Raw genomic sequence first — 24,562 nt, 5'->3', positions numbered from 1 at the left:
GACAGCTTTGCGAGCGTTCTCTCCCATGCGGCCCAGTCAGGCCACGACGTCGTGATCGCGACGGGGAGCGACACCCTCACGCTGAAGAACACGCAGCTCGACAAGCTGAACAGCCACGACTTCCACTTCGCGTAGGAGACGGGTCAGTCAGCACAAGCTGGTACTCGACAAAACTGCCTCGGAGGATCCCTTGGGGGATCCTCCGATAAGGCTACGACTGAAGTTCGATGGCGGGGTGATCCCCCGCCCACGGCTTCCTAAACCGTAGGTCGGAAGTTCGAAACTTCCCGGGATCCCCATTTTTCATGGGCCACCGTTACGGTTTGCCGCGCCATTCGGCGTGAAAATTGCTAGAAGCGAACGGCTTCCTTCCTCGCTGGCCCGGCTGCCATGCCGCCGGCACCTCACTGCCTCATCCGGAGACCGCGATGCCTTTCGACTTGATCCTGCGCGGGGGGCGGGTGATCGACCCCTCCCAGAAGCTCGATGCCGTGACCGACGTCGCCTTTGCCGGCGGCAAGGTGGCGGCGATCGGCGGCGCCCTCAAGGCCGATCCGGGCACGGAGGTGCGCGACGTCTCGCAGCTCATCGTGACGCCGGGACTGATCGATCTGCACACCCATGTCTATTGGGGCGGCACCTCGCTCGGTATCGATGCCGAAGAATTCTGCCGGCTCTCCGGCGTCACCACAGCGGTCGACACCGGCAGCGCCGGGCCCGGTAATTTCGCCGGCTTCCGCAAGCATGTGATCGAGCCGAGCCAGGTCCGCATCCTCGCTTATTTGCACGTTTCCCATGCCGGCATCTTCGGCTTCTCGCACCGGATCATGGTCGGCGAGAGCGAGGAGTTGCGGCTGATGAATCCGATCGAGGCGGCCAAGGTGGCCGATGCCAACCGCGATCTCATCGTCGGCATCAAGGTGCGCGTCGGCTTGCACTCCTCGGGCACGTCGGGGGCGGTGCCGCTCGACATCGCGCTCGAGGTTGCCAACGAGGTCGGCATGCCCCTGATGGCGCATATCGACCATCCGCCGCCGAGCTATGAGGAGGTGCTGGCTCGTCTGCGTCCCGGCGACGTGCTGACCCATGCGTTCCGGCCCTTCCCGAACACGCCGGCGACCGCGCAAGGCACGGTGAAGAAGGCGGTGCTGGACGCGCGCGAACGCGGCGTGCTGTTCGACATCGGCCACGGCAAGGGCTCATTCGCGTTCAAAACCGCGCGCGCGATGCTCGCCAACGGCTTCTATCCGGACACCATCTCCTCCGACATCCACCAGCTCTGCATCGACGGCCCCACCTTCGACCAGGTCACGACGATGTCGAAGTTCTTGTGCATGGGAATGGAGCTGTCCGACGTGATCGCGGCCTCGACGGTGAACGCGGCGATGGCGCTGCGGCGTCCCGAGCTCGGCAGCCTCAAGCCCGGCTGCGTCGGCGACGCCACGCTTGTTACGGTCAAGCAAGGCCAGTTCGACTACGAGGACGTCGTCGGCGAGCACCTGATCGGCGACCGCAAGATCGTGTCCGAGGGTGTCGTCATCGGCGGACGCTGGTGGCATCCGAATTGAGCTTCGCATCCCACCAGTGGTGGGAGTCCTTAAGAGCCTAGTCGGTCTTGTCGACATTCCAGAACATCGGCGTTGCCGGGCCGTCGATCACGCCGGTCAATGATTTGCGCCATGCGCTCGGCGCCTGGAATTGGCCGAGCGGGACGTAGATCACCTGGTCGTAGGCTTCCTTCTGGATCTCGAATGCGATCTTCTTCTGCTGTTCCGGCGAGGTGGCGCGGGCGAAGGCGTCGCGCAGCTGCTCGAGCTTGGGGTCCTCGGACCAGCCGTACCAGCCACCGCTCGTGCCCTTGCCGCCCATCGGGACGTTGACCAGCGGGTTCAAGGAGTCGGCGGCGCCCTGGTAGGTGAAGAACATGTTCCAGCCGCCCTCCTTTGGCGACTTCTGGTTGGCGCGGCGGGTGACCAAGGTCTGCCAATCCATCGCCTGAAGGTCGACCTTGAAGCCGGCCTCGCGCAAAAGTTGTGCGATCACGATCGGCTGCGCTTTCAGCAGGATCTGGTCGCCGGGCGCCAGGATCACCACGGGCGTGCCGTCATAGCCGGACTCGGCCAACGCCTTCTTCGCGTCCGCCATGCCGTTGCCCTTGATCAGGGTCTCGCCGCCGGCGTCGCTGGCCAGCGGCGTATCGCAGATGAAGAACGCGCCGCAGAACTTGTAATATTTGGGATTGCCGATCTGGGCGTCGAGTACGTCCTTCTGGTTGATCGCGAGCAGCGCGGCGCGGCGGATCTTCACATTGTCGAACGGCGGATGCAGGAAGTTCATCCGGCCGAACGACTGGAAGCCGAATTTGTTCAGGATGGAAACAGTGATGTCCGGATTGGACTCGAGCGTGGGCAGCATGTCGAACGGCGGCGTTTCAACGAAATCGACATCGCCGGACTGCAGCGCGTTAAGCGCGGTCTGCGCATCCGGCATCGTGATCCACTCGACACGGTCGACCTTGACCACCTTGCCGCCCGATGTCCATTCGGCCGGCTCCTTGCGCGGCACATAGTCGGTATTCTTTTCGTAGATGGCTTTCACGCCAGGCTGGAATTCGCTCGCGACGAACTTGAATGGGCCGGAGCCGATCTGCTCCGGAATCTGCTTGGTGATCGGGGTCTCGGCCAACCGCTTCGGCATCATGAAGGCGACAACGGCCGACGGCTTGGCGATCGTCTCCAGCACCATGCCATAGGGCTCGTTCAGTTTCAGGACGATCGTTTTGGCGTCTGCGGCTTCGATGCCTGCCGTGAAATCCATCAGCTTGCGCGCCATGCCGTCGACGCTCGTGCCCCAGCGCTTCAGCGAGGCGACGCAATCCTCCGCCGTCACCGGCGCTCCGTCATGCCATTTGAGGCCGTCGCGCAGGGTGAAGGTGTAGGTCAGCTTGTCCGCGGACACGGTCCAGTCCGCCATCTGCGGCCGCACCTTGAAGCTGGAATCGATGCCCAGCAGCGTATCGTAGACCATGTAGCCATGGTCGCGGGTGATGATGGCCGTCGTGAAGCCGGGATCAGTGACGCGAAGGTCCGATTGCATCACCGCGGTCAGGGTCTTCTTTCCGCCCGCGGCGGATGCGGGCGACGTCCAGGCGGCGGAAAGGGCGGACGGGGCAACCGCAGCGAGCTGAAGGAGTTTCCGGCGCGAGACGTGAACCATTCGCTTGTCTCCTGACCTTTCGTGAGCGGCGCCATTGTCGATCACGATCGCGTCCAAAATTCACCTTGGCATCGTATGACAAGCCCGGGCCGCTTGACCAGATTGATCTAGGCCGAGCCTTTGGGCAAGAGGCGCTTGCGCCGTTGGCGTGCTGCGCCTGTTCGCGGCCTATCCGAGCCCCAAATATCCCTCCGCGTCGGTGAGGCCCTTCATAGCGACCTCGCGATCAACAGCTTCATGATCTCGTTGGTGCCGCCATAGATCTTCTGGATGCGGGAATCGATGAAGATGCGCGAGATCGGGTATTCCTGCATGTAGCCGTAGCCGCCGAACAGCTGAAGGCATTCGTCGGCGGTCTCGACCTGCTTCTCCGAGCACCAGTATTTCGCCATCGACGCCGTGACGGTGTCGAGATCCCCGGCGACCAGGCGCTCGATGCACCAGTCGACGAAGACGCGCGCAATCATGGCTTCGGTCTTGCGCTCGGCGAGCTTGAAGGCGGTGTTCTGGAAATCCATCAGCGGCTTGCCGAACGCCTTCCGCTCCTTGGTGTAGGCGGTGGTGAGCTTGACCGCGCGCTCCATCGAGGCGACGGCGCCGACTGCGAGCGCAAGGCGCTCCTGCGGCAATTGCTGCATCAGCTGGACAAAACCCTGGCCTTCCTCCTTGCCGAGCAAGTTCTCGGGCGGCACGGTGACGTTGTCGAAGAACAGCTCGGAGGTGTCGGAGGCGTGCAGGCCGATCTTGTCGAGGTTGCGGCCGCGCTTGTAGCCGTCCGCGCCCGCGGTCTCCACCACGATCAGCGAAATGCCCTTGGCGCCGGCGTCGCCGGTGCGCGCGACCACGATGACGAGATCGGCGGCCTGGCCGTTGGTGATGAACGTCTTCTGGCCGTTGATGACGTAGGAATTGCCCTGTTTCTTCGCCGTGGTCTTCACGGCTTGCAGATCGGAGCCGGTGCCGGGCTCGGTCATGGCGATGGCGCCGACCATCTCGCCTGAGGCCATCTTCGGCAGCCAGCGCTTCTTCTGCTCCTCCGAGCCGTAATTGAGGATGTAATGCGCGACGATGGCGCTGTGCACGGAGACGCCGGTCGTCATCTCCGGCACCGTGCTTTCGAGATCGTCCAGCACGGCGGCGTCATAGGCGAAGGTGGCGCCCAGCCCGCCATATTCCTCCGGCACGCTCGCCAGCAGCGCGCCCATCTCGCCGAGGCCGCGCCAGGCGAAGCGGTCGACCATCTTCTGCTCGCGCCATTTCTCGGCATGCGGGGCCAGGTCCTTGGCGAGGTATTTCCGGAACTGGTCGCGGAAGATCTCGAGCTCGTCGGTCATCCAGGAGGAGCGGTAGGACATCGTTACCTCGTTTGGTGCGGCGTTCCGGCTTGGTAGGCCAGCCGGGCGCGGCAATTATTGTGTTTTCAGGCTGCGCCAGCGACGCTATCAAGGCGGCCGGAAATGCGCCTGCCAGGGTCGTGATTTTGGCTGTCAAAACTCAAGAGCTCAAGCTCGACATCGAGCGCATCGGCACTGTCTCAGCGATCCTGACGCAGCCGGACCATGCGCGCGCCTGCTACGTGATGGCGCATGGCGCAGGCGCCGACATGCGTCATTCCTTCATGGAGAAGGTCGCGGAGGGTCTCGCGGGCCGCGGCATCGCGACGTTCCGCTTCAATTTCCTGTACATGGAGAAGAAGCTGGGGCGTCCGGACCAGCCGGCAGTCGCGCACGCCGCCATCCGCGCGGCCGTCGCGGAGGCGGCGCGGTTGTGCCCGGGATTGAAGCTCGTCGCCGGTGGCAAATCATTCGGCGGCCGCATGACCTCGCAGGCGCAGTCGAAGTCTCCGCTCCCCGATGTCAAAGGGCTCGCCTTCCTCGGCTTTCCCTTGCACGCGGCCAAGAAGCCGTCGGCCGAGCGGGCCGAGCATCTCGCGGACATCGCCATCCCCATGCTGTTCCTGCAAGGCACGCGCGACGGGCTTGCTGATCTCGCCTACCTCAAGCCTGTCGTCGAGAAGCTCGGCCCGAAGGCGACGCTGCATGAGGTTGAAGGCGGCGATCACTCCTTCGCGGTGCTGAAGAAGTCGGGCCGCAGCAACGACGAGGCGCTGACCGAGGTGCTCGACACGCTCTCGGCCTGGATCGACAAACTCGCCTGAGCTCAGGCGGAGTAAAGCCCCTTATCACGCGCCTTCTGGATCGCGAGCGCGGCGATCAGGTCGAGCGTCGGCGTCGACAGGCCGGCGGTGCGCGCGAAGGCGGCGGGCGCCTTGACCAGCACGTCGATCTCCATGGCGCGGCCAAGCTCGTAATCCTGCAGCAGCGAGGGCTTGTGATTGGGAGCGGGTCCACTGCGCGTCACGCGCTTGACCTCGGGGATGAAATGCTGCGCGATGTCGTTGGCCTCGTTCAGCATGCGCGGGATGACCTCCGCAAAGGCGGCGTCGTCGCGCACGCCTCGTGCGGTCTGGCCGGTGAGCAGGCACAGCACCGACAGCGACATGTTGGTCAGCAGCTTTGACCAGATCGCCTCGCGGATTTCCGCGACCGGCGGTGATTCCAGCCGCGCGTCGTTGAACACGTTGCGCAGCTTGGTGATGCGCTCGCAATTGCGGTCGTCGCATTCGCCGATCAGGAGGCGGTTGCGGTCCGGCGTCAGGTTCTGCACCACTCCGGGCGCGGTCACCTCGTTGGAGGAGAAGACGACGCCGCCGATGATCCGCTCCTTCGGGATGCAGGCGCGCAGGCGTCCGCCGGGGTCGAGGAAGGAAATGTCTGGCGGTGTCGGATGCCGCGGCGGCAGGCCGATACCGTACCACCAGGGAATGCCGTTCTGCGCGAACACGATGGCGGTGTCGTCTTGCAGCAGCGGCTTGATGCTGGAGACCAGTCCCGTCAGCGTGGTCGCCTTCAGCGTCGAGATCACGACGTCCTGCGGACCGAGCTGGGCCGGATCGCCTGATGCGTTCACCTTGGCGGAAACCTCGGAATCGCCGACCCGCAGCTTAAGTCCGCCCGCACGCACCGCCTCCAGATGCGCGCCTCGCATCACGCAAGAGACCTCATGGCCGGCGCGCGCCAGCCGTACCGCAATGTGGCTGCCGACGGCGCCCGCGCCGAAAATGCAGATGCGCATGTTGATCCCGTCCCTGATCCCTTGGTGCCATCAGGCGGCAGCATGACACAAGCCGCCATGCGATGGACGCGGCTGCCCTACGCCGGAAAGATATGGATCAAGGCGCGCGGCCTCGGCCATAGTGCGCGGCAAACAACCGGAGGATCGCCGATGACCGCCAACGCCGTCCTGTGGACCCTCGATGAGCGTGGGGTTGCGACCGTCACGTTGAACCGGCCGGAAGTCAACAACGCCTATGACGGCGCGCTGATCGCGGGCGTGCTGGCGGCGATGGACGATCTCGGCAAAAAGCCAAACCTTCGCGTCGTCGTGCTGAGGGGTAACGGCAAGCATTTCCAGGCCGGCGCCGACCTGAAATGGATCAATGGCGTGCGGCCGCAATCGGCAGAGGCGAACGAGGCCGCCTCGCGCGCCACCTTCGAGGCCGTGCAACGGCTCAACACGCTGCCGATCCCGACGGTCGCGCTGGTGCAGGGCGGCTGCTTCGGCGGCGGCACCGGCGTGATCGCAGGCTGCGACGTCGTGATTGCCGCGGACAACGCCCTGTTCTCGATCACCGAGGTGCGCTGGGGCCTGACCGCGGCGATCATCATCCCGCAGCTCTGCGATGCCATCGGCGTGCGCCAGGTCCGCCGCTACGCGCTGACCGGCGAGCGTTTCGGCGCCGAGGACGCCCGCCGCATCGGCCTCGTCCATGAGGTGGTGCCGCTCGCCGAACTCGAAGCCGCCGGCGCCAAGGTCGTCGAGCAATTGCTCGCCAACGGGCCGGAGGCGATGGCTGAAACCAAGAAGCTCGCGCTGGAGAGCTCGTTCGGCGGAATGGCGGTGGACGATGCGGCGTATGCCCGGCTCGTGCACCTGCATTCTCTCAAGCGCCAGAGCGCGGAGGCTGCAGAAGGGCTGGCGTCGTTCGCCGAGAAGCGGGCAGGGAATTGGGGTGGTGGGAAAGGTTGAACGTCAGCAACCGCGGCAGATGTTGTTGATGCTGCGATAGACGGCGTCGTCGTCCTGCCGCATCTGGCGCAGCGTTTCGAGTGTCTGACCGTCATTGGCAGGCGCAACGGGCTTGCGCTTCGCGGCGAGCTCGTCCTCCTGCCGCTTGTAGCAAGCCTCGCGCTCGGGCTTGGCCTGGATGAAGCGGCAGTTTTGCTCCACGGCTGCGGCGGGAGGCGCCGAGAGCGCGAGCGCGATGAGGGCGGGCAGGGCGAATTTCAAAAGCGTCGAATCCATGGCGGCACTTCTGTCAGGTCCGTCATTTGCAAGCAACCGTCTTGTGGCACGTGTGTAGCCCGGATGGAGCGAAGCGCAATCCGGGGCGGACGTTCCCGCATTCCGCTGCGCTCCATGCGGGCTACGACCATCCACATTCGACGTTGCTCACAGCGCCGGCGCCAGCGACGTTTTCAGCAGTGTCAGCAGCGCCTGTACCGCGGCGGCATTGCGCCGCCGCTCGGGGATCGCGGCTTTCACCCACAGCTCCGGAATCGGAAAGTCGCGCAGCACCGGCTTGAGCGTGCCGGCGCGCAAGGCATCGGCCACGAGATAATGCGAGAGCAACGCAATGCCGTTGCCGGCGATGGCGCTGCGCGCCAGCACGTGTCCCTCGTTGGAGGAGAGCAGCGGGCTGACCTGGATGCTGATGCGGCCGCGCGGTCCGTCGAAGATCCATTCCGGGCCGGTCGGCAGAAAGCTGAGGCAGCGATGCTCGACGAGATCGCGCGGGTGCTTTGGCGTGCCGTGCTTCTTCAAATAGGCGGGCGAGGCGCAGAGCAGCCGCTTCAGCGCGCAAAGCGGCTCGTCGACGACGCCGCCGAACGAATGCGGGAAGGCGCCGATGGCGATGTCGAAGCCTTCCGTGACGGGATCGACCGGGCGATCGATCAGCACGATATCGAGCTTCAGCTTCGGGTTCTGGGTCTGGAACGCGCTGAAGGCGTCCGCGAGTCGAGCGACGGTCAGCGAGGTCGGTGCCTTGATGCGCAGATGATCGACGAGATCGTGGCCTTTCTCGCCCATGCGTGAGAGCAGGTCGGTCGCATCGGTCACCACGCCGCGTGCGCGATGCACATAGCGCTGTCCGGCCTCGGTCAGCCGCAACTGCCGGGTCGAGCGGTGAAACAGCGCCGTGCCGATCCGCGCCTCCAGCTGCGTGACGCGCTTTGCCACCACCGAGGTCGAGACGCCGAGCTTTCGCGCGGCGGCCGAGAAGCCGGCCGCATCGGCGGTGGCGAGGAAGGCTTGCAGGTTCACCAGGATGTCCATGTAGACCTTTCTCGATTCGCGAAAGCTGATCACTTATTCTGGTGGATTGTACCTCGGTGCGCGCTAATTCATAGTCGCTCCCAAGCAAAGGAATTTGGGAAGGGACGCGCCATGCGGGCCATGACGATCGAAGAACCGGCACGACAGGTGCCGCTCTATGGCGAATATGAAGTCGTCGTGCTCGGCGGCGGCCCCGCCGGCATCGTCGCCGCGGCCTCAGCCGCGCGCGCCGGGCGGAAGACGCTGCTGATCGAACGCTACGGCTTCCTCGGCGGCATGGGCACCGCGGCCGGCGTCACAAATTTTTGCGGTCTGCATGGCAATGTCTACGGCCAGGCCCATCGCCTCGTGCAGGGCATGGCGTCCGAGCTGCTGGCGCGGATCGATCGGCTCAATGGCCTGAACACCCCGCATCTGATCCTGGGTAAGGTTTTTGCGCAGGCCTACGACACCGCGGCCTACAAGATCGCGGCCGATCAGCTTCTCGCCAGCCACAAGGTGCACATCCTCTTCCACGCGCTCGGCGCCGGCGTCGTGATGGGCGACAACAGCCGCATCGACGCGCTGATGGTCGAGACCAAGGCCGGCCGGCAGGCGGTGCGATCAGAAATCTTCATTGATTGCTCCGGCGACGGCGATCTCGCCGTCTGGGCCGGCGCGCCGTTCGAGATCGGTGACGCGCATGGCCATCCGATGTACCCCTCGATGATGCTCCGCCTCAATGGCATCGATCCTGACAAGGCCGGCGACGCCTGGCGCACTATCCCGCAATTGATGGAAGAGGCCATCGCGACCGGCACGCATAAATTTCCGCGGAAAAGCGCGATCGTGCGGCCGCAAAAATCCGGCATCGAATGGCGGGTGAACTTTACGCAAGTGGCGCGCGAGGACGGCCATGCCATCAACGGCGTCGAGCCTGACGATCTCACCCGCGGCGAGATCGAGGGTCGCAAGCAGGCGCTCGCCGCCTTCGAATTCCTGCGCACCGTGCCGGGCTTTGAAAAATCCTACATCGTCGACTTGCCGCCGCAGCTCGGCATCCGCGAGACCCGCCGCATCAAGGGCGGCTACCAGCTCAGCGGCGAGGACGTGCTCGGCTGCGCCTCCTTCGAGGATTCCATCGGCATCAATGGCTGGCCGATCGAGGCCCATGTGCCCGGCGACGTCGTCTTCACCTTCCCGCCGATCCCGGAATCGCGCGGCTATAACGAGTTGCCGTACCGGATGCTGGTGCCCGAAGGCGTGGACAACCTCCTGGTCGCCGGCCGCTGCGCCTCCATGACCCATGAGGGCCAGTCCGCGGCGCGGGTCTCCGGTGCCTGTTTCGTGATGGGCGAGGCGGCCGGTTCCGCCGCCGCGCTGGCGCTCTCCGGAAACCGGATCCCGCGTGACATCCCGGTTGAAAAATTGCAGGAAACGTTGAAACAACAGGGTGCCTTCATCGGACGGGACCAGCCGGTGCCCGAGGGCCTGTAACGGACTGCAAGATAAACGACGGCGGAGGAAACGGGATGATCGGAATTGCGCGACTCGCGGCAGCCAGTCTTCTGGCGATCATGGCCATGGGTACAGCCCACGCCGAGGATGCGCTGAAGGCCAAGATCGGCGTGCTCCGTCTGTCGTCCTCAGCGCCTGTCTTCATCGCGCAGGACAAGGGCTATTTTCGCGAGGCCGGCCTCGAGGTCGAGCTGAAATTCTTCGACGCGGCGCAGCCGATCGCGGTCGCCACGACCTCGGGCGACGTCGATTTCGGCATCACCGCCTTCACCGCCGGTCTCTATAATCTCGCCGGCAAGGGCGTGCTGAAGGTGATCGGCGGCATGAGCCGCGAGAAGGCCGGCTATCCCCTGATCGGCTATTTCGCCAGCAACAACGCCTACGCGGCCGGGCTGAAGACGCCGAAGGACCTCGCCGGCAAGCGCGTGGCGATGACGCAGGTCGGCTCCTCCTTCCACTATTCGCTCGGCCTGCTCGCCGACAAATACGGCTTCAAGCTTGCGGACGTGAAGATCGTGCCGCTGCAATCGCTGTCGAACGCCGCCGCCGCGCTCAAGGGCGAGACTGTCGATGCGGCGCTGCTGCCGATCTCGACCGCGCGAAAGCTCACGGACGAAGGCGGCGCCAAATTCTTAGGGTGGGTCGGCGACGAGACGCCCTGGCAACTGGGTGCGGTGTTCGCCTCGCCGAAGACGCTGACCAACAAGGCGCTGGTGACGAAGCTGCTCGGCGCGCTCGCCAAGGCCGACCGCGAATATCACGACGTCATCCTCGCCGCGATGAAGAACGGCGTCGCCCCGATCAACGACAAGACCAAGCCACTGCTGGAGATCATCGCAAAGTACACCAATCTCCCGGTCGAGCAGGTGGTCGGCAATTGCGCCTATATCGATCCCGACGGCAAGCTGGACGTGAAGAACGTCGACAACCAGATCAAATGGCTGCAGGAGCAGGGCTTCGCCGACAAGGGCTTTGACGCGAATGCGATCATCGCCAAGGAATTTGTGAAGGCGGATTGATGCCCCGTACTCCCAACTATCCCCGTCACCCTGAGGTGCCCACCTTGCGGCGTGCCGCAAGGTGGGCCTCGAAGGGCGTACGGCCCGGATGCGCCTCGGCCGTTCATCCTTCGAGGCTCTCATCGCGATGCAAACGCATCGCAATGCTCGCACCTCAGGATGACGGGTTGAGAGTTGAAGGTTCCCCATGGACCTGATCGCCAACCACATCTCCCACCGCTTCGGCGACCTCGCCGTGCTCGACGATGTCTCCTTCACCGTCAGCGCCGGCGAGGTGGTGGCGATCGTCGGGCCGTCCGGCTGCGGCAAGAGCACGCTCCTGTCTATACTCGGTGGCCTGCTGCAGCCGACATCAGGCGCGCCCGAGCTGCGCGGCGCGCCACCGGCGGACAGCCTCAATCCGCTGACCTTCGTGTTCCAGGATTTCGCGCTGCTGCCCTGGGCGAGCGTGGAGCAGAATGTCGAATTCCCTTTGCTGCACACCCAGCTCTCGGCCACACAGCGCCGCGCGCTGGTCGACGACGCCTTGCGCCGGACGGGCCTGACCGACTTCCGCACAACCTATCCAAAGCAGCTCTCTGGCGGCATGCGCCAGCGTGTCGGCATCTCGCGCGCGCTGGCGGTGAAGCCCGCCATCCTGCTGATGGACGAACCGCTGTCGGCACTGGATTCGCAGACCCGCGAACTCCTGATGGAGGATTTCGTCCGCCTGCTCGCCGATGGCGGCATGGGCGCGGTCTATGTCACCCATAATCTCGAAGAGGCTGCGCGGCTGGCCGATCGCATCGTGGTACTGTCGCGGCGGCCCGGCCGCATCCGCGAGGTCGTGACCGTGCCGATGACGCGCACTGAACGCGGTGACGCCGCGGCGCGCGAAAAACTACTGGCGCTGCAGAACCAGATCTGGTCGCTGATCCGCAACGAAGCCATCGATGCCGAGCGCGAGGTCCAGCATGCTTGATCGCGCGGCGACTGACACTGCGAAGGACGGCGCGACGCGGCGCGTCCGCTTCCGCGGCGCCGGCTTCGTGCCCGCGTCGAGCCGCTTCGGCGGCTGGATCGCGCTCGCTTTCGTCATCGCGATCTGGCAGGCGGCGGGCAGCACCGGCCTCGTCAATCCCCTGTTTCTGCCTGCGCCATCGGCGATCGCGCGCGCGATCTATCAGCTCGCGATCTCAGGCGCGCTCTGGCAGCATCTGTCGGCCTCGCTGCTGCGCATCGGCGTCGGCTGGCTGTTGGGGACGGCGGCCGGCGTCGCCATCGGTTTCGCCATCGGCCTGTCGCGGCTCGCGCGCAGCGTCGGCATCACCTTCATCTCGGCGCTGTTCCCGATCCCGAAGATCGCGCTGCTGCCGTTGTTGATCCTCTGGCTCGGCATCGGCGAAGAGCCGAAGATCGCGACCATTGCTTTGGGCGTGTTCTTCTCGACCGCGATCTCGGTCTATAGCGGCGTCGACGCGGTGCCGCGCAATCTCATCCGCATGGCGCAGAGTTTCAACGTTCCCTTCGCAACCATCGTGCGCAAGGTGGTCTGGCCCGGTGCGCTGCCCGCGATCCTCGCCGGCTTCCGCATCACGGCATCCGTGGCGTTGCTGCTCGTCGTCAGCGCCGAGATGATCGGCGCTCAATACGGCATCGGCGCCTTCGTGCTCCAGGCCGGTAATCTGATGCAGACCGATCAGCTGCTCGCGGGCGTGGTGATCCTATCGGTGTTCGGGCTGGCGGTGGGGAAGGTGATCAATTGGCTGGAGCTTAGGCTGCTGCACTGGCGGTAGCCGCGTCCGCAATGATGCGGGGTGCAGATGCGCCACACCTCCACCGCCGTCCCGGCGAACGCCGGGACCCATACCGCGTGATCTATCGAGTGTGGGCGGTCTTCGTACCGGCTGGATAACTGCAAGTCTTCGCCAAACTACCCCCTGTGGTTATGGGTCCCGGCGTTCGCCGGGACGACAGTTGAGTATTTGTCCGACAGCGTGACCGTCACGCGTTGCCGCGATCCTCCCGGAACAGATCCAGCTTCTGCTGTACCGGCCGATCCGAGAAGCTGAACAGCACGGCATCGTCATCCGCCTCGTGCGTCACCCATTGCCAGCTCGGCACCACGAACAGATCGCGCGGACCCCATTCAAAGACGGCATCGCCGATGCGGCTGCGGCCGCGGCCTTCGATCGGGCAAAACACCGTCGCATCGGTCGCGCGATAGCGCGCGGTCTTGAAACCCTTGGGCAGCAGCTGGATGAAGGTACCGATGGTCGGCATCGCGAAATCGCCGGTCTCGGGGTTGCTGAATTTCAGCTTCAGCCCGTGACATGCGTCCCACTCCTGGCTCGTGCGGGCCTTCTCCAGCGCCTCGCGCGTGTAGGCATAGGGATAGCTGAAGATCGGCGAGGTCTTCGAGCTCCGCTTGACGTCGACCGGCAGCAGGTTGTGGCCGTAGCGGGCAAAGCTGTCGCCGGCCGGTCTCGTAATCTTCTGCTGGTCTTCTTTCGATCCTTCCGCAAAAGAGCAATCGAAGAACTGCACCAGCGGAATGTCGAGACCATCCAGCCAGAACATCGGCTGATCGGTCTCGTTGGAATGATCGTGCCAGGTCATCGATGGCGTGATGATGAAGTCGCCTGGCTCCATCGCGGTGCGCTCGCCGTCAACGGCGGTATGCGCACCCTTGCCTTCGAGCACGAAGCGCAGCGCCGACTGGCTGTGCCGGTGCGCTGGCGCGACGTCGCCGGGCACCACCATCTGCACGCCGGCATAGAGCGAGGTCGTGATCTTGGACTGGCCGCGCAGGCCGGGATTCTCCAGCACCAGCACGCGCCGCTCGGCTTCCTTGGCGGTGATCAGCTTGCCGGCTTCCGTCATGTAGTCGCGGATGATTTCGAATTTCCAGAGGTGCGGCCGGCAGGCGCTCTTCGGCTCCGGCGTGATCAGGTCGCTCATCACCGTCCAAAGCGCGGTGAGATTCTCGCCGTCGATCTTCTTGTAGAACGCCTCGCGTTCCGGCGTCTTGGTCACCGCTTCCATGGCGCGCCTCCTGCTCGTTTCTAAATTGACAGTATACTGCCAATCTGGTTAGCGTCAACGTGACGAACGACGTACAAGCAACGAGAAAACGGGAGGGTTCCGATGAAGCTGCACGGCTATTTCCGCTCCAGCGCTGCCTATCGGGTGCGGATCGCGCTGAACCTCAAGGGCCTCGGTGCCGAGCACCTGCCGCATCATTTGCGCAAGGGCGAGCAATGCGCGCCCGCCTATCTCGCCATCAACCCGCAAGGCCTGGTGCCGGCGCTGGAGGACGGCGGCGCGGTGCTGACGCAATCGGTCGCGATCATCGAATGGCTCGACGAGACCCACCCCAATCCGCCGCTGCTGCCGAAGGACCCGCTGCGGCGCGCCAAGGTGAGGGCGTTCGCGCTGGCGATCGCCTGCGACACCCATCCGGTGCAGAACCTGAAAGTGCTGGCGCGGCTGCGCGAGCTCGGTCTGCCCGAAGAAAAGGTCCAGGACTGGGCCGCCTGGGTCAACCGCGAAGGGTTGTCGGCTTGCGAGACGCTGATCAGGGACGAGCCGGGGCCGTTCTGCTTCGGCGATGCGCCGACGCTCGCCGATCTCTGCCTGGTGCCGCAGCTCGCCAATGCGCGCCGTTTCGGCGTCGATGTGTCGGCCTATCCGCGTCTGCTCGCGGCAGAGGCGGCCGCAAAGGCGCTCGCCGCGTTTGCCAATGCCGCACCGGAGAAGCAGCCCGATGCCGAGTAAGCCGCCTCCGCCGATCACGATCGACGCGGTCTATGCCGCGCCGGGCTATCTGTTCCGGCGCATGCAGCAGATCGCGGTCTCGATCTTCATGGAGGAGTGCAAGGCGTTCGATCTGACCCCGGTGCAATATGCGGCGCTGATCGCGATCCACACCCATCCCGGCATCGACGCGACGCGGCTATCGGCGGTGATCGCCTTTGACCGCTCCACGCTTGGCAGCGTGATCGAGCGTCTCCAGGCCAAGGACTATGTCGAGCGCAAGCCGGCCCCCGAGGACAAGCGGATCAAGCTGCTCTATCTGACCAAATCCGGCGCCGCGATCCTGCGCGAGATCATCCCCGCCGTCGAACGCGCCCAGGCGCGCATGCTGGAGCCGCTCAAGCCCGCCGACCGCAAGGAGTTGATGGGGCTTTTGGTGCAGCTCGTCGATCTCAACAACGAGGCCTCACGCGTGCCGCTGCGGGCCGAGGATGCGCTGGAGCATCTGGGGAAGGCGGGGTGAGGGGATGTGGGGCGATGGTCGCGCCCGACACTCAGATTTCGTAGGGGGACAAAGGCGCCCTTGCGCCGTGCCCACCACCTCTCTCCAACGATCGGAAGTCGTGGGCACGCTCCGCTTTGCCCACCCTACGATTGCGGTGCGTGTGTCACCGTCCTCGCTTCACATCCGCAGCAACGCCTGCCGGTCGATCTTCCCCGTGCCCGTCTTCGGCAGCTCGTCGGTGAAGATCACCTCGCGCGGATATTTGTAAGGAAGCAGCTTGCCCTTCACATAGTCCTGCAGCTTGCGCGTCGCCGCGCCCTCATCGACCGTGCGGTTGTTCATCACCACCACCGCCTTCAGCGTCATTCGCCGGTCCGGCAGCTCGGCGGCGAACACCGCGCATTCGCGGATATCGGGATGGTCGGCGAGACACAGCTCGACCTCGAGCGGGTAGACCCACTGTCCCGAGATCTTGATGAGATCGTCGGCGCGGCCGCGGAAGAAGTGGAAGCCGTCGGCATCGCGGATGAAGCGGTCGCCGGTGTAGATCCAGCCGCCTTGCCGAATCGTCTCGGCGGATTTGTCCGGCCGGTTCCAGTACAGCGGCGTGTTGGAATCGCCGCGCACCCACAAGATACCTTCCTCGTTGTCGGCGACGTCGCGTCCATCCTTGTCGCGCAGCGCGACCTCGTAGCCGGGTACGCGCAGGCCCGCGGCGCCGAGCTTCTTCTGCTCGGGGCGGTTGGAGAGATAGATGTGCAACACCTCGGTCGAGCCGAGGCCTTCGACGATCTCGAGGCCCGTGAGCGTCTTCCAGCCGTTGAAGACCTCCGCCGACAGCACCTCCGCAGCCGAAAGCGACATGCGCAGCGACGAGAAGTTGGTCTTGTCAGCGCCTTCGGCTTTGGTCAGCGACGTATAGAGCGTCGGCAGGCCGAAGAAGACCGTCGGCTTGTACTGCTCGATCGCGGCGAAGATCGCCGCGGGTTTCGGCTGGCCCGGCAGCAGCAGCGTTGCCGCGCCCGCCGAGAACGGGAAGGTGACGGAATTGCCGAAGCCATAGGCGAAGAAGATTTTTGGCACCGAGAAGCAGATGTCGTCGGGCGTCAGCTTCAGCACGTTCTGCGCAAAGGCGAGCTCGCTATAGGCCATGTCGTGCTGGAGATGCACGATGCCCTTGGGCCGGCCGGTCGAGCCGGACGAGTACATCCAGAACGCCATCTCGTTGCGATGTGTCGGGGTTTCCGCCAGCTCGGCCGGGAATTGCTTGAGCCAGTCCGTCGCCGCGAGCGCGCTCGGGGCGGCGTGATCGCCCGCCTCGCCATTGGCGACAATCAACGTGCGCAGGAGCGTGTCCTTGCAGGCCTCGGCATTGAAGCGTGGCGCGAATTTGGCATCCGTCACCGCAACGCTGGCGCCGGAATCGGCGAGGTTGAATTGAAGCAAATCCGGCGGCGTCAGCGTGTTGATCAGGAGCGGTACGAAGCCGGCCCGCACCGCGCCGAAGAACGCGGCCGGGTAGGCGGGCGTGTCGTCGAGAAACAGCAGCACGCGGTCGCCGCGCTTCAGGCCGAGCGATGCAAAACCGTTGCCCCAGCGGCAAGCCTCGTCGCAGAGCTCGGCATAGGTCCGCGTGCCTGCCGGACCCATGAGCGCGACCCTGCCGCCACGGCCTTTGGCGAGATTGTCGAACAGCACGCGACTGGCGTTGTAGATTTCAGGAACGGCAAAGCCGATCTCGCACGCCCCCTCGCTGTCGGCGGGCACCTGGTCGGAAATCTCGTTGCTCATGCCTCGTCCCCGCCGTTCTTGGCAGCCTCGTAACGCGCCATGAAGGCCGGCGACATATGGCGCAGGCGTGCATCGTCGACGCGGCCGGAGCGGGTGATGTAGCTATAGGCAAAGTCCATCAGATCCTGCTGCATGTGCTGGGCAAAATGCTCGTACCAGAAGGCGCTGGTGCGCGCGGCATTGACGAGCTTCTGCACCACGGGCTTTCGCGCGGCCTGATAGCGGTGCAGGGCGGTCGCAAGATGCGCATCGGATTCCAGCGCCTTGACCAGCGCAATGGCGTCCTCGATCGCAAGCCGCGTGCCCGAGCCGATCGAGAAGTGCGCCGAATGCAGGGCATCGCCGATCAGCACCATGTTCTTGAACGACCAGTGCTCGTTCCAGACCCAGGGAAAGTTGCGCCAGACCGATTTGTTGGAGACGAGGCAATGGCCGCCAAGCGTGTCCGCGAACACCTCTTCGCAGACGCCCTTCGACTGCTCGACGTCCTTGTAGGCGAAGCCATAGGCCTGCCAGGTCGCGTGGTCGCATTCGACCAGGAAGGTGCTCATGGCGGGCGAGTAGCGGTAGTGATGGGCGTTGAAGGCGCCGCGATCTGTTTTCACGAAGGTCTGCGACAGCGTGTCGAAGCGCTTCGAGGTGCCGTACCAGACGAACTTGTTGGAGGAATAGGACAGCGAGGTGCCGAAATCTCCCTCGAAGGCGCGGCGCACCAGCGAGTTCAAGCCGTCGGCGGCGACGATCAGATCATGGCCGTTGAGCTGGTCGATGGCATGAATCTGGGTGTCGAAGCGCGGCGTGACGCCAACGTCGAGCGCGCGCTGCTGCAGGAACCTGAGCAGCTCGAGCCGCCCGATCGAGGAGAAGCCGACCCCGTCGATGGCGACGCTGTCGCTGCCGAGGTTCAGCGTGATGTTCTGCCAGCTTTCCATGTGCGGCGCGATCGCATCGACCGTCTCGGGGTCGTCGGCACGCAGGAATTCCAGCGCCTGGTCGGAGAACACCACGCCAAAGCCCCAGGTCGCGTCGGCCGGGTTCTGTTCGAACAGGTCGACTTGATCCTCGGGATGACGCTTCTTCCAGAGATAGGCGAAGTAGAGCCCACCGGGCCCTCCGCCAATCACGGCGATCCGCAACGTCTGCCTCCCTAATTGACAGTATACTTACTATCTAGGGGTAGACTAATGTGCTCGGGCGTCCCGCGCCAGCGGAATTATCGGCCAGCGCAGGCGCGCCAAAGCGCATCTCCGGACACAATTTTTACGCATGTCCGAAATCATCAGGTCCGAATCATAGCCAAACCGCGCCGGCTTGGCCATCCGCACCGTCAGACGCAGCGTTTCACGTAAACCCCGTTCACCAGCACCCGGGTGCAGCGGACGACCGGAACCGGCTTCCGGACCACGACGGCCGCGTTCGGCCCGGCGCAGCCGGCGCGATAGACGCCACGGGCGCACACCACCGCATTGGCGTCGGTGGCCTCGAACGTCATCGTCGCTCCGAAGGCGAGGAGCGCAGAAGCAACCAGCAGCAATGAACGCATGTTGTCCTCCCGGTCTTGTCGTGATCGAAATCGGATATCTGCAAAAGATTTGTCGTTGCAGGCGTGCGGAAATTCATGCGCACGCCGTTCGTCATTGTCGCGCGCTTTGGCGCGTGTGCCGCGTTATCTCGCCGCGAACGGCGCGAGCACGTCCCTGCAGGCCGGCGACAGCGAGGCAGCCCTGTTGGAAATGCATTGAATGATGCGGCCGCCTCCGGGCGCGACGCCGGCGCAAAGCGTGCGGATGTCGGCGCCGCAGGCCGACCTCAGGATGAACAGCTCTTCGCGCGGCAGCAAGGGGCGCAACACGATCACGGCTGGCGCTGCCGCCGGCGCGGCTCCCGCCGCGGGGGCTGCTGCTGCGGGAGCCGCACCCGCGGGCGCCGCCGTTGCGGCAGCGCCGCCGCCGGCTGCGGCGCTCACGGCCTTCTCGCAGGCGGGTGAGACCTTGGCCTTGTTCTTCTCCAGGCATTCGAGCGCGGGAGCGCCGCCTGGCGGCACGCTCGCGCACACCTTGGGATAGTCGGCGCGGCACGCGCTCTTGACCGCAGCAACCTGCGCGCTGCTCGGCTGCTTGGCGGCAGCGGCCTTCTGCGCGGGTGCGGCAGCCGGCTTGGCCGCGGGGGCGGATTCAGCCTTCGGTGCGCCTGGCGCCGTTTCCGCCTTGGGCGCGGCCTCGCTCTTCGGCGCGGGCGCAGCTTCGGTTTTCGCCGGTTCGACGGCGCGAACCGCGGTCTGGCATCCCGCCGACAGGCTGGACATGTTCTTCGCCAGGCATTGATACGCTTCCACGCCGCCGGGCGTCACGCTCGCGCAATGCGCCATGAAATCCGAACGGCATGCGGAGCGGATGGCGCCCTTCTGGGCCTCGGTCGGTGCTTGCGCGACCGCCCCTGTTGCAGTTGCGAAGAACGCTGCCGCGAGCAACGCCTTGCGCGTCGATGCCTGTTTCAACGTGTTGAACATCTGGTGATTTCCTGCCCCGTCGGTCACGCCGACGATTCTTAAAATGTAATGCAATCGCAATCTTCGCGAGTGACGCCTCGCAACCAGCATCATTTGCCGCTTTGACGTCACCCGCAAGTCAATTATGCCGGTGCAATTGCGCCGTCAGAGCCTGACCATGCGCTTGCCGCGGTTCTCGCCCGCGAGCAATCCGATCAGCGCCTTCGGCGTGTTCTCGAGGCCATCGATGATGTCCTCCTGAACCTTCAGCTTGCCGGATTTGACCCAGCCCTGGAGCTCGGCGAGCGCGCGCTGGCTCTCCTTCATGTAATCCATCACGATGAAGCCCTGCATGACCAGCCGCTTCACCACGATCAGGCCCGGCACGCCGCGCGGACCGTGCGCGGAGGGCGCGCCGTCATATTGCGAGATCGCGCCGCAGCAGGCGATGCGGCCGTAATTGTTCATCTGCGGCAGGCAGGCTTCCAGAATGTCGCCGCCGACATTGTCGAAATAGACGTCGATGCCCTTGGGTGCAGCTGCACGTAGCGCCTTGAAGACCGCGCCGTCCTTATAGTCCACGGCGGCATCGAAGCCGAGCTCGGAGGTCAGCCAGCTGCACTTGTCGGCGCCGCCGGCGATGCCGATCACGCGACATCCTTTGATCTTGGCGATCTGGCCGACGATCGAGCCGACCGAGCCCGCGGCCGCGGAGACCACGACGGTCTCGCCCTCTTTGGGCTTGCCGATCTCCAGCAGGCCGAAATAGGCGGTGAGTCCGGCGATGCCGAACACGCTGAGCAGGTGCGTCATCGGCTCGAGCTTCGGCATCTTGGTGAGATGCTTCGCCGGCACCGCAGCAAACTCCTGCCAGCCGGTGTCACCGAACACGATGTCGCCCGCCGCAAGCCCCTCGGCCTTCGAGCTGACGACCTCGGCAGTGGCGCCGCCAGCCATCACGCTGTTGGCTTCGACGGCGGAGCGATAGGTCGCGCCGTGCATCCAGGCGCGGTTGGCGGCGTCGAGCGAAATGTATCGCACACGCAGCAGGACTTCGCCGTCCTTCGGCTCCGGCACCGTGCTCTCCACCATCTTGAAATGTTCGGGGCCGAGCTTGCCGCTGGGTTTTTCGACCAGCAGAATCTGATGATTGATGTTGCCGCTCATGGCGTTTCCCTCTTTGATTGTCTTGACGATTATTGATGCAGCGGCCGCAAACAAAACGTGCAGGCCGCATGCGTTGTGCGCTGCATGAAGGCTAGATCGCGGCGTTCCATTTCACAACGGGAACATCCTGAAAACGCGATCACACGCAAAGCGTGTTGCGTCGTTGTGATATCTGCGACATCATGAAGCGCCGGTGTACGTGGGGGTAAGCGATGTCGAACAGGTTCACGCAATACATTCTGGCCGCGATGGTGCTCGGCATCATCATGGGGTCGGCAATCTACAACTTCCTGCCCGACACCCGCGCCGACTGGGCGTCCTCCATCAACCTGATCGCCATGATGTTCCTGCGCCTGATCAAGATGATCATCGCGCCGCTGGTGTTCGCGACCCTGGTCGGCGGCATCGCCCATATGGGCTCGGGCTCCAAGCTCGGCCGCATCTTCGCCAAGACCATGGGCTGGTTCATCAGCGCCTCTTTCGTCTCGCTGCTGCTCGGCCTCGTGATGGTGAACCTGCTGCAGCCCGGTGCGAACTTCCCGGGCACGCTGCCCCAGGCGGGGCAATCGACCGGCCTGCCGGTGTCGGCATTCTCGATCGAGAAATTCCTGACCCATCTGATCCCGACCTCGATCGCGGACGCGATGGCGCAGAACGAGATCCTGCAGATCGTGATCTTCGCGGTGTTCTTCTCGGTGGCGATGGGCTCCATGCCCGAACGTTCGAAGCCGATCCTCGCGATGATCGACGACGTCGGCCACATCATGCTCAAGGTCACGAGCTATGTGATGCTGTTCGCGCCGCTCGCGGTGTGGGCCGCCATCACCGCGACGGTGGCGAAGAACGGCCTGCTGGTGCTCTGGAAGCTCGTCGTGTTCATGGGCGGCTTCTATCTCTCGCTGGCGATCCTGTGGACCATCCTGGTCATCGTCGGCTTCATCGTCATCGGGCCGCGCTACAGCCATCTCTTGAAGCTGGTCCGCGAGCCGCTGATGATCGCTTTCTCGACCGCGAGCTCGGAGGCGGCCTATCCGAAGACGCTCGAGGCGCTCAACCGCTTCGGCGCCTCGTCGCGGATCTCGAGCTTCGTGCTGCCGCTCGGCTATTCCTTCAATCTCGACGGCACGATGATGTACTGCACGTTCGCGGCCGTCTTCATCGCGCAGAGCTATCACATCGACATGCCGCTCGGCACCCAGCTTGCGATGCTGGCGACGCTGATGATCACCTCGAAAGGCGTCGCCGGCGTGCCGCGCGCCTCGCTCGTGGTGATCGCCTCGACGCTGGCGCAGTTCAACATCCCCGAGGCGGGCCTGTTGATGATCATGGGCATCGACACCTTCCTCGACATGGGTCGCAGCGCCACCAACGTGATCGGCAACACGCTCGCGACCTCGGTCGTGGCCAAATGGGAAGGCGAGCTCGGGCCCGAGCACGAGCTCGGACCCGGCGACGTCGTGCCCGGGGACATGGTACCGGGCGAAGTGCCCGCGATGGCCGGCCATGGATAGGAGCGAACCATGGGCCATACACTGGCGAGGTCACTGACCTCAGGCGGCTTGTTGCTTGCGGCATCGTTGCTCGCGACCTCCTTGTTCGCGACCTCGGCATCCGCGCAGACCGGCGGCGAAGGGCTCAGCCCGGCGCTGTCGGCCATCAAGACGGCGCGCACCGTGCGGCTCGGCTATCGCGAGAGCTCGCCGCCGTTCTCGTTCCTCGACCAGTCGGGCCGTCCGATCGGCTATAGCCTCGAGCTCTGCGAGGCCATCGTCGAGGAGATCGGCGTCGAGGTCGACGATCCCAATCTCAGAATCGACTACGTCAAGGTCACCTCGGACGACCGCATCGATGCCGTGCTGCAGAACAAGATCGACCTGGAATGCGGCTCGACCACGGCCAATGCCGAGCGCGGCAAGCGCGTCGCTTTCTCGCCGCTGATGTTCGTCGCCGGCACCAAGCTGATGGTGCCGAAGGGAGCGGCAATTTCCGGTATCGCGGACCTGAAGGGCAGGACCGTCGTGGTGACCAAGGGTACGACGAACGAGCAGGCGATACACGCCGTCGACAAGAAGCTCTCGCTCGGCCTCAACATCGTGACCGCGCCGGATCACGAGCAGTCGTTCCAGATGGTGAACGACGGCAAGGCTGATGCATTCGCGACCGACGACATCCTGCTCCACGGCTTGATCGCGCGCCACAAGGCGCAGGCGTATTTTCGGGTGGTCGGGGACTATTTGTCCTATGACCCCTACGGCATCATGTTCAGGAAGGGCGAGCCGCAGCTATCGGCCGTGGTCGAGCGCGCCTTCCGCAAGCTCGGCTCCAACCGCGACCTCGTCCCGCTCTACAACAAATGGTTCACCGCAAGGCTTCCCACCGGCGAACGTCTGAACGTGCCGATCTCGCTGCAGCTGGAGGAGGCGTTCAAGGCGATGGACGATTCAGCGAGCGCGAATAATTAGAGCGGCGGTCTTTCTTACCCTCCCCTGAAGGGGGAGGGTCGATCGCGCGCGGCGCGAGCGGGGTGGGGTGATCTCTCCACACGGGCAGTGTTCATGTGGAGAGATCACCCCACCTCGCTGCGCATTCCGCTTCGCTCCATGCACAGCGACCCTCCCCCTCCAGGGGAGGGTGAGAACTTCCGGCCCGGCTGTTACGCTTTTCCCCCAAACACCTGATTCAGCGCCGCGTCATACGCCGCTTGCACCAGTCGCGGATGCAGCTTGCCCAGCGCTTCCATCATCACGCCGGAATTGATCTCGAGCACTTTCCATTCGCCCTCGACACGGACCACGTCGATCGACGCAAACGCGATGCCGATCGCGCTCGCGGCATCGCTCGCGAGCTTCACGCAGGCAGTTCGAACCTCGCCCTCCTCCAGCAGCACCGGCGTTGCGCCGGCATCGAGATTATGTCGCCAATCCGTGCCGCGCTGCTTGCTGTAGACGACGAGGGGTGCCTCATCGAGCAGCACCACGCGGACCTCGTCCTCGATCGCGACATAGGGCGAGATCACGAGCCCGGCGCTCATCGAAAAAACCTCGCTGGCCGCGCGGTCGAGTTCGGCCGCCGTCGTCACCTTGAACACCGAGCGCCCCGATGTCCCCTCGTTCGGCTTCACCACCACGCCTTGCGGATTCTGAGCCAGCAGCGCGAGCATCCGCTGACGCCAATCGGCACCGGCGACGTGCACGCCCAGCTTTGGGTTGAGGAGGAGGTGATGGGAAATGCAGGGCACGCCGTCCAGCGCCAGCGCCTCTGATGTCGCCGATTTGTCGTTGGCGAGGCGATGGGCGATGGCGCTGTTGAGGCCGATGTCGTAGCCGAAGGCGAAGCGCCGCTCATCACCCCGGCGCATCGCGATCAGCCAGCCATCGGCCCCGACATCGACCGCGATGCCATGCGCCGCGCAATAGCGCCTGATCGCCTGGACGAAGATTCGCTCGTCGCTTGCCGCCATGTGCTTCTGTCGCGTTTCAGACGTTCCTGGCGCCAAAAGCCGCAAAAATGCGGGAAACGGCGCCGAACCAGGGTGAAAGTCAGAGCTATTCTTAATGAAATTCTCGCGAGCGCGATGGAAATTAAGTGCTGCATTCGAACGCTGCAGGGAAAAGAAATTGCCCGCGGCGCGCGCCGGGCAGCAGATTCATTAACAATATGGCCAATTCCGCCGCAAATGCCGGTTTGACCGGCATCAATTGCATCCGGAACGAGGTTGATTATTGGTCTCAATGGCGTAGATCACAC

At 64.6% G+C, this 24,562-nt stretch carries 23 protein-coding genes; 11 read left to right on the top strand and 12 right to left on the bottom strand.

Annotated features, from left to right (window positions below; all coding sequences use genetic code 11):
* Window positions 1-428: 428 nt before the first annotated feature.
* Complete coding sequence (locus RAD04_RS19380; protein ID WP_461625019.1) at window positions 429-1,568, top strand: amidohydrolase/deacetylase family metallohydrolase; 1,140 nt, start codon at window positions 429-431, stop codon at window positions 1,566-1,568.
* A 37-nt stretch (window positions 1,569-1,605) separates the two neighbouring features.
* Here the strand turns inward: RAD04_RS19380 and RAD04_RS19375 are convergent, their stop codons facing one another.
* The gene (locus RAD04_RS19375) at window positions 1,606-3,216 is read right to left on the bottom strand and encodes an ABC transporter substrate-binding protein (RefSeq protein WP_461625018.1); all 1,611 of its coding nucleotides are present in this window, start codon (window positions 3,214-3,216) and stop codon (window positions 1,606-1,608) included.
* A 209-nt stretch (window positions 3,217-3,425) separates the two neighbouring features.
* A complete protein-coding gene (locus RAD04_RS19370) occupies window positions 3,426-4,571 on the bottom strand; it encodes an acyl-CoA dehydrogenase family protein (protein ID WP_461625017.1) in 1,146 nt (381 codons plus the stop codon).
* Between the two features lie 125 nt (window positions 4,572-4,696).
* Between RAD04_RS19370 and RAD04_RS19365 the strand changes: the two genes are divergently transcribed.
* On the top strand, window positions 4,697-5,374 hold the full coding sequence (locus RAD04_RS19365) for an alpha/beta hydrolase family protein (protein WP_461625016.1): 678 nt from the start codon (window positions 4,697-4,699) through the stop codon (window positions 5,372-5,374).
* A gap of 2 nt (window positions 5,375-5,376) precedes the next feature.
* Here RAD04_RS19365 and RAD04_RS19360 read toward each other — a convergent pair whose 3' ends face one another.
* Window positions 5,377-6,351 carry a ketopantoate reductase family protein gene (locus RAD04_RS19360; protein ID WP_461625015.1) on the bottom strand — a complete coding sequence of 325 codons (975 nt, stop codon included), beginning with the start codon at window positions 6,349-6,351 and terminating at the stop codon, window positions 5,377-5,379.
* 150 nt (window positions 6,352-6,501) lie between these two features.
* Here RAD04_RS19360 and RAD04_RS19355 point away from each other — a divergent pair, with 150 nt between their 5' ends.
* Window positions 6,502-7,305, top strand: a complete 804-nt coding sequence (locus tag RAD04_RS19355; protein ID WP_461625014.1) for an enoyl-CoA hydratase-related protein — start codon at window positions 6,502-6,504, stop codon at window positions 7,303-7,305.
* A gap of 3 nt (window positions 7,306-7,308) precedes the next feature.
* Here RAD04_RS19355 and RAD04_RS19350 read toward each other — a convergent pair whose 3' ends face one another.
* Together RAD04_RS19350 and RAD04_RS19345 are read right to left on the bottom strand one after the other, a co-directional pair.
* Entirely contained in the window at window positions 7,309-7,581 is a 273-nt protein-coding gene (locus tag RAD04_RS19350; RefSeq protein WP_461625013.1) for a hypothetical protein, read from the bottom strand.
* 147 nt (window positions 7,582-7,728) lie between these two features.
* Entirely contained in the window at window positions 7,729-8,613 is an 885-nt protein-coding gene (locus tag RAD04_RS19345; RefSeq protein ID WP_461625012.1) for a LysR family transcriptional regulator, read from the bottom strand.
* A 111-nt stretch (window positions 8,614-8,724) separates the two neighbouring features.
* On the opposite strand from RAD04_RS19345, the gene RAD04_RS19340 reads away from it, so the two are divergent.
* The 4 genes from RAD04_RS19340 (at window position 8,725) to RAD04_RS19325 (ending at window position 12,904) form a co-directional block, all read left to right on the top strand.
* Entirely contained in the window at window positions 8,725-10,089 is a 1,365-nt protein-coding gene (locus RAD04_RS19340) for an FAD-dependent oxidoreductase (RefSeq protein WP_461625011.1), read from the top strand.
* 35 nt (window positions 10,090-10,124) lie between these two features.
* Window positions 10,125-11,129, top strand: coding sequence for an ABC transporter substrate-binding protein (locus RAD04_RS19335; RefSeq protein ID WP_461625010.1), 1,005 nt, complete (start codon window positions 10,125-10,127; stop codon window positions 11,127-11,129).
* A gap of 187 nt (window positions 11,130-11,316) precedes the next feature.
* Window positions 11,317-12,090: an ABC transporter ATP-binding protein gene (locus tag RAD04_RS19330; protein WP_461625009.1), complete on the top strand. Its 774-nt coding sequence runs from the start codon at window positions 11,317-11,319 to the stop codon at window positions 12,088-12,090.
* Entirely contained in the window at window positions 12,083-12,904 is an 822-nt protein-coding gene (locus RAD04_RS19325) for an ABC transporter permease (protein WP_461625008.1), read from the top strand. Before RAD04_RS19330 ends, RAD04_RS19325 begins: the two co-directional genes overlap by 8 nt.
* A gap of 208 nt (window positions 12,905-13,112) precedes the next feature.
* Here the strand turns inward: RAD04_RS19325 and gtdA are convergent, their stop codons facing one another.
* On the bottom strand, window positions 13,113-14,153 hold the full coding sequence (gene gtdA, locus RAD04_RS19320; protein ID WP_461625007.1) for a gentisate 1,2-dioxygenase: 1,041 nt from the start codon (window positions 14,151-14,153) through the stop codon (window positions 13,113-13,115).
* Between the two features lie 102 nt (window positions 14,154-14,255).
* Here gtdA and maiA point away from each other — a divergent pair, with 102 nt between their 5' ends.
* Window positions 14,256-14,885 (top strand): maleylacetoacetate isomerase, encoded by a 630-nt coding sequence (gene maiA, locus RAD04_RS19315; RefSeq protein ID WP_461619769.1) that lies wholly within the window; start codon window positions 14,256-14,258, stop codon window positions 14,883-14,885.
* Window positions 14,875-15,387 (top strand): MarR family winged helix-turn-helix transcriptional regulator, encoded by a 513-nt coding sequence (locus RAD04_RS19310; RefSeq protein WP_177237367.1) that lies wholly within the window; start codon window positions 14,875-14,877, stop codon window positions 15,385-15,387. Before maiA ends, RAD04_RS19310 begins: the two co-directional genes overlap by 11 nt.
* Window positions 15,388-15,546: 159 nt before the next feature.
* Here the strand turns inward: RAD04_RS19310 and RAD04_RS19305 are convergent, their stop codons facing one another.
* The 5 genes from RAD04_RS19305 to RAD04_RS19285 form a co-directional block, all read right to left on the bottom strand.
* Entirely contained in the window at window positions 15,547-17,160 is a 1,614-nt protein-coding gene (locus RAD04_RS19305; RefSeq protein WP_461625006.1) for a benzoate-CoA ligase family protein, read from the bottom strand.
* On the bottom strand, window positions 17,157-18,296 hold the full coding sequence (locus RAD04_RS19300; protein ID WP_461625005.1) for an FAD-dependent monooxygenase: 1,140 nt from the start codon (window positions 18,294-18,296) through the stop codon (window positions 17,157-17,159). Before RAD04_RS19300 ends, RAD04_RS19305 begins: the two co-directional genes overlap by 4 nt.
* A gap of 191 nt (window positions 18,297-18,487) precedes the next feature.
* On the bottom strand, window positions 18,488-18,703 hold the full coding sequence (locus RAD04_RS19295; RefSeq protein WP_028175115.1) for a hypothetical protein: 216 nt from the start codon (window positions 18,701-18,703) through the stop codon (window positions 18,488-18,490).
* 123 nt (window positions 18,704-18,826) lie between these two features.
* The gene (locus tag RAD04_RS19290) at window positions 18,827-19,669 is read right to left on the bottom strand and encodes a cysteine rich repeat-containing protein (RefSeq protein ID WP_461625004.1); all 843 of its coding nucleotides are present in this window, start codon (window positions 19,667-19,669) and stop codon (window positions 18,827-18,829) included.
* A gap of 144 nt (window positions 19,670-19,813) precedes the next feature.
* Complete coding sequence (locus tag RAD04_RS19285) at window positions 19,814-20,815, bottom strand: NADP-dependent oxidoreductase (protein ID WP_461625003.1); 1,002 nt, start codon at window positions 20,813-20,815, stop codon at window positions 19,814-19,816.
* 212 nt (window positions 20,816-21,027) lie between these two features.
* Here RAD04_RS19285 and RAD04_RS19280 point away from each other — a divergent pair, with 212 nt between their 5' ends.
* A complete protein-coding gene (locus RAD04_RS19280) occupies window positions 21,028-22,326 on the top strand; it encodes a dicarboxylate/amino acid:cation symporter (RefSeq protein WP_104465577.1) in 1,299 nt (432 codons plus the stop codon).
* A gap of 9 nt (window positions 22,327-22,335) precedes the next feature.
* Window positions 22,336-23,277: an amino acid ABC transporter substrate-binding protein gene (locus RAD04_RS19275; protein ID WP_461625002.1), complete on the top strand. Its 942-nt coding sequence runs from the start codon at window positions 22,336-22,338 to the stop codon at window positions 23,275-23,277.
* A gap of 191 nt (window positions 23,278-23,468) precedes the next feature.
* Here RAD04_RS19275 and RAD04_RS19270 read toward each other — a convergent pair whose 3' ends face one another.
* Window positions 23,469-24,275, bottom strand: coding sequence for an ATP-grasp domain-containing protein (locus RAD04_RS19270; protein WP_461625001.1), 807 nt, complete (start codon window positions 24,273-24,275; stop codon window positions 23,469-23,471).
* Between the last annotated feature and the right edge of the window lie 287 nt (window positions 24,276-24,562).

This window comes from Bradyrhizobium sp. 25ACV (genome assembly GCF_054863005.1).
This window is presented reverse-complemented; position numbering and strand designations above follow the sequence as displayed.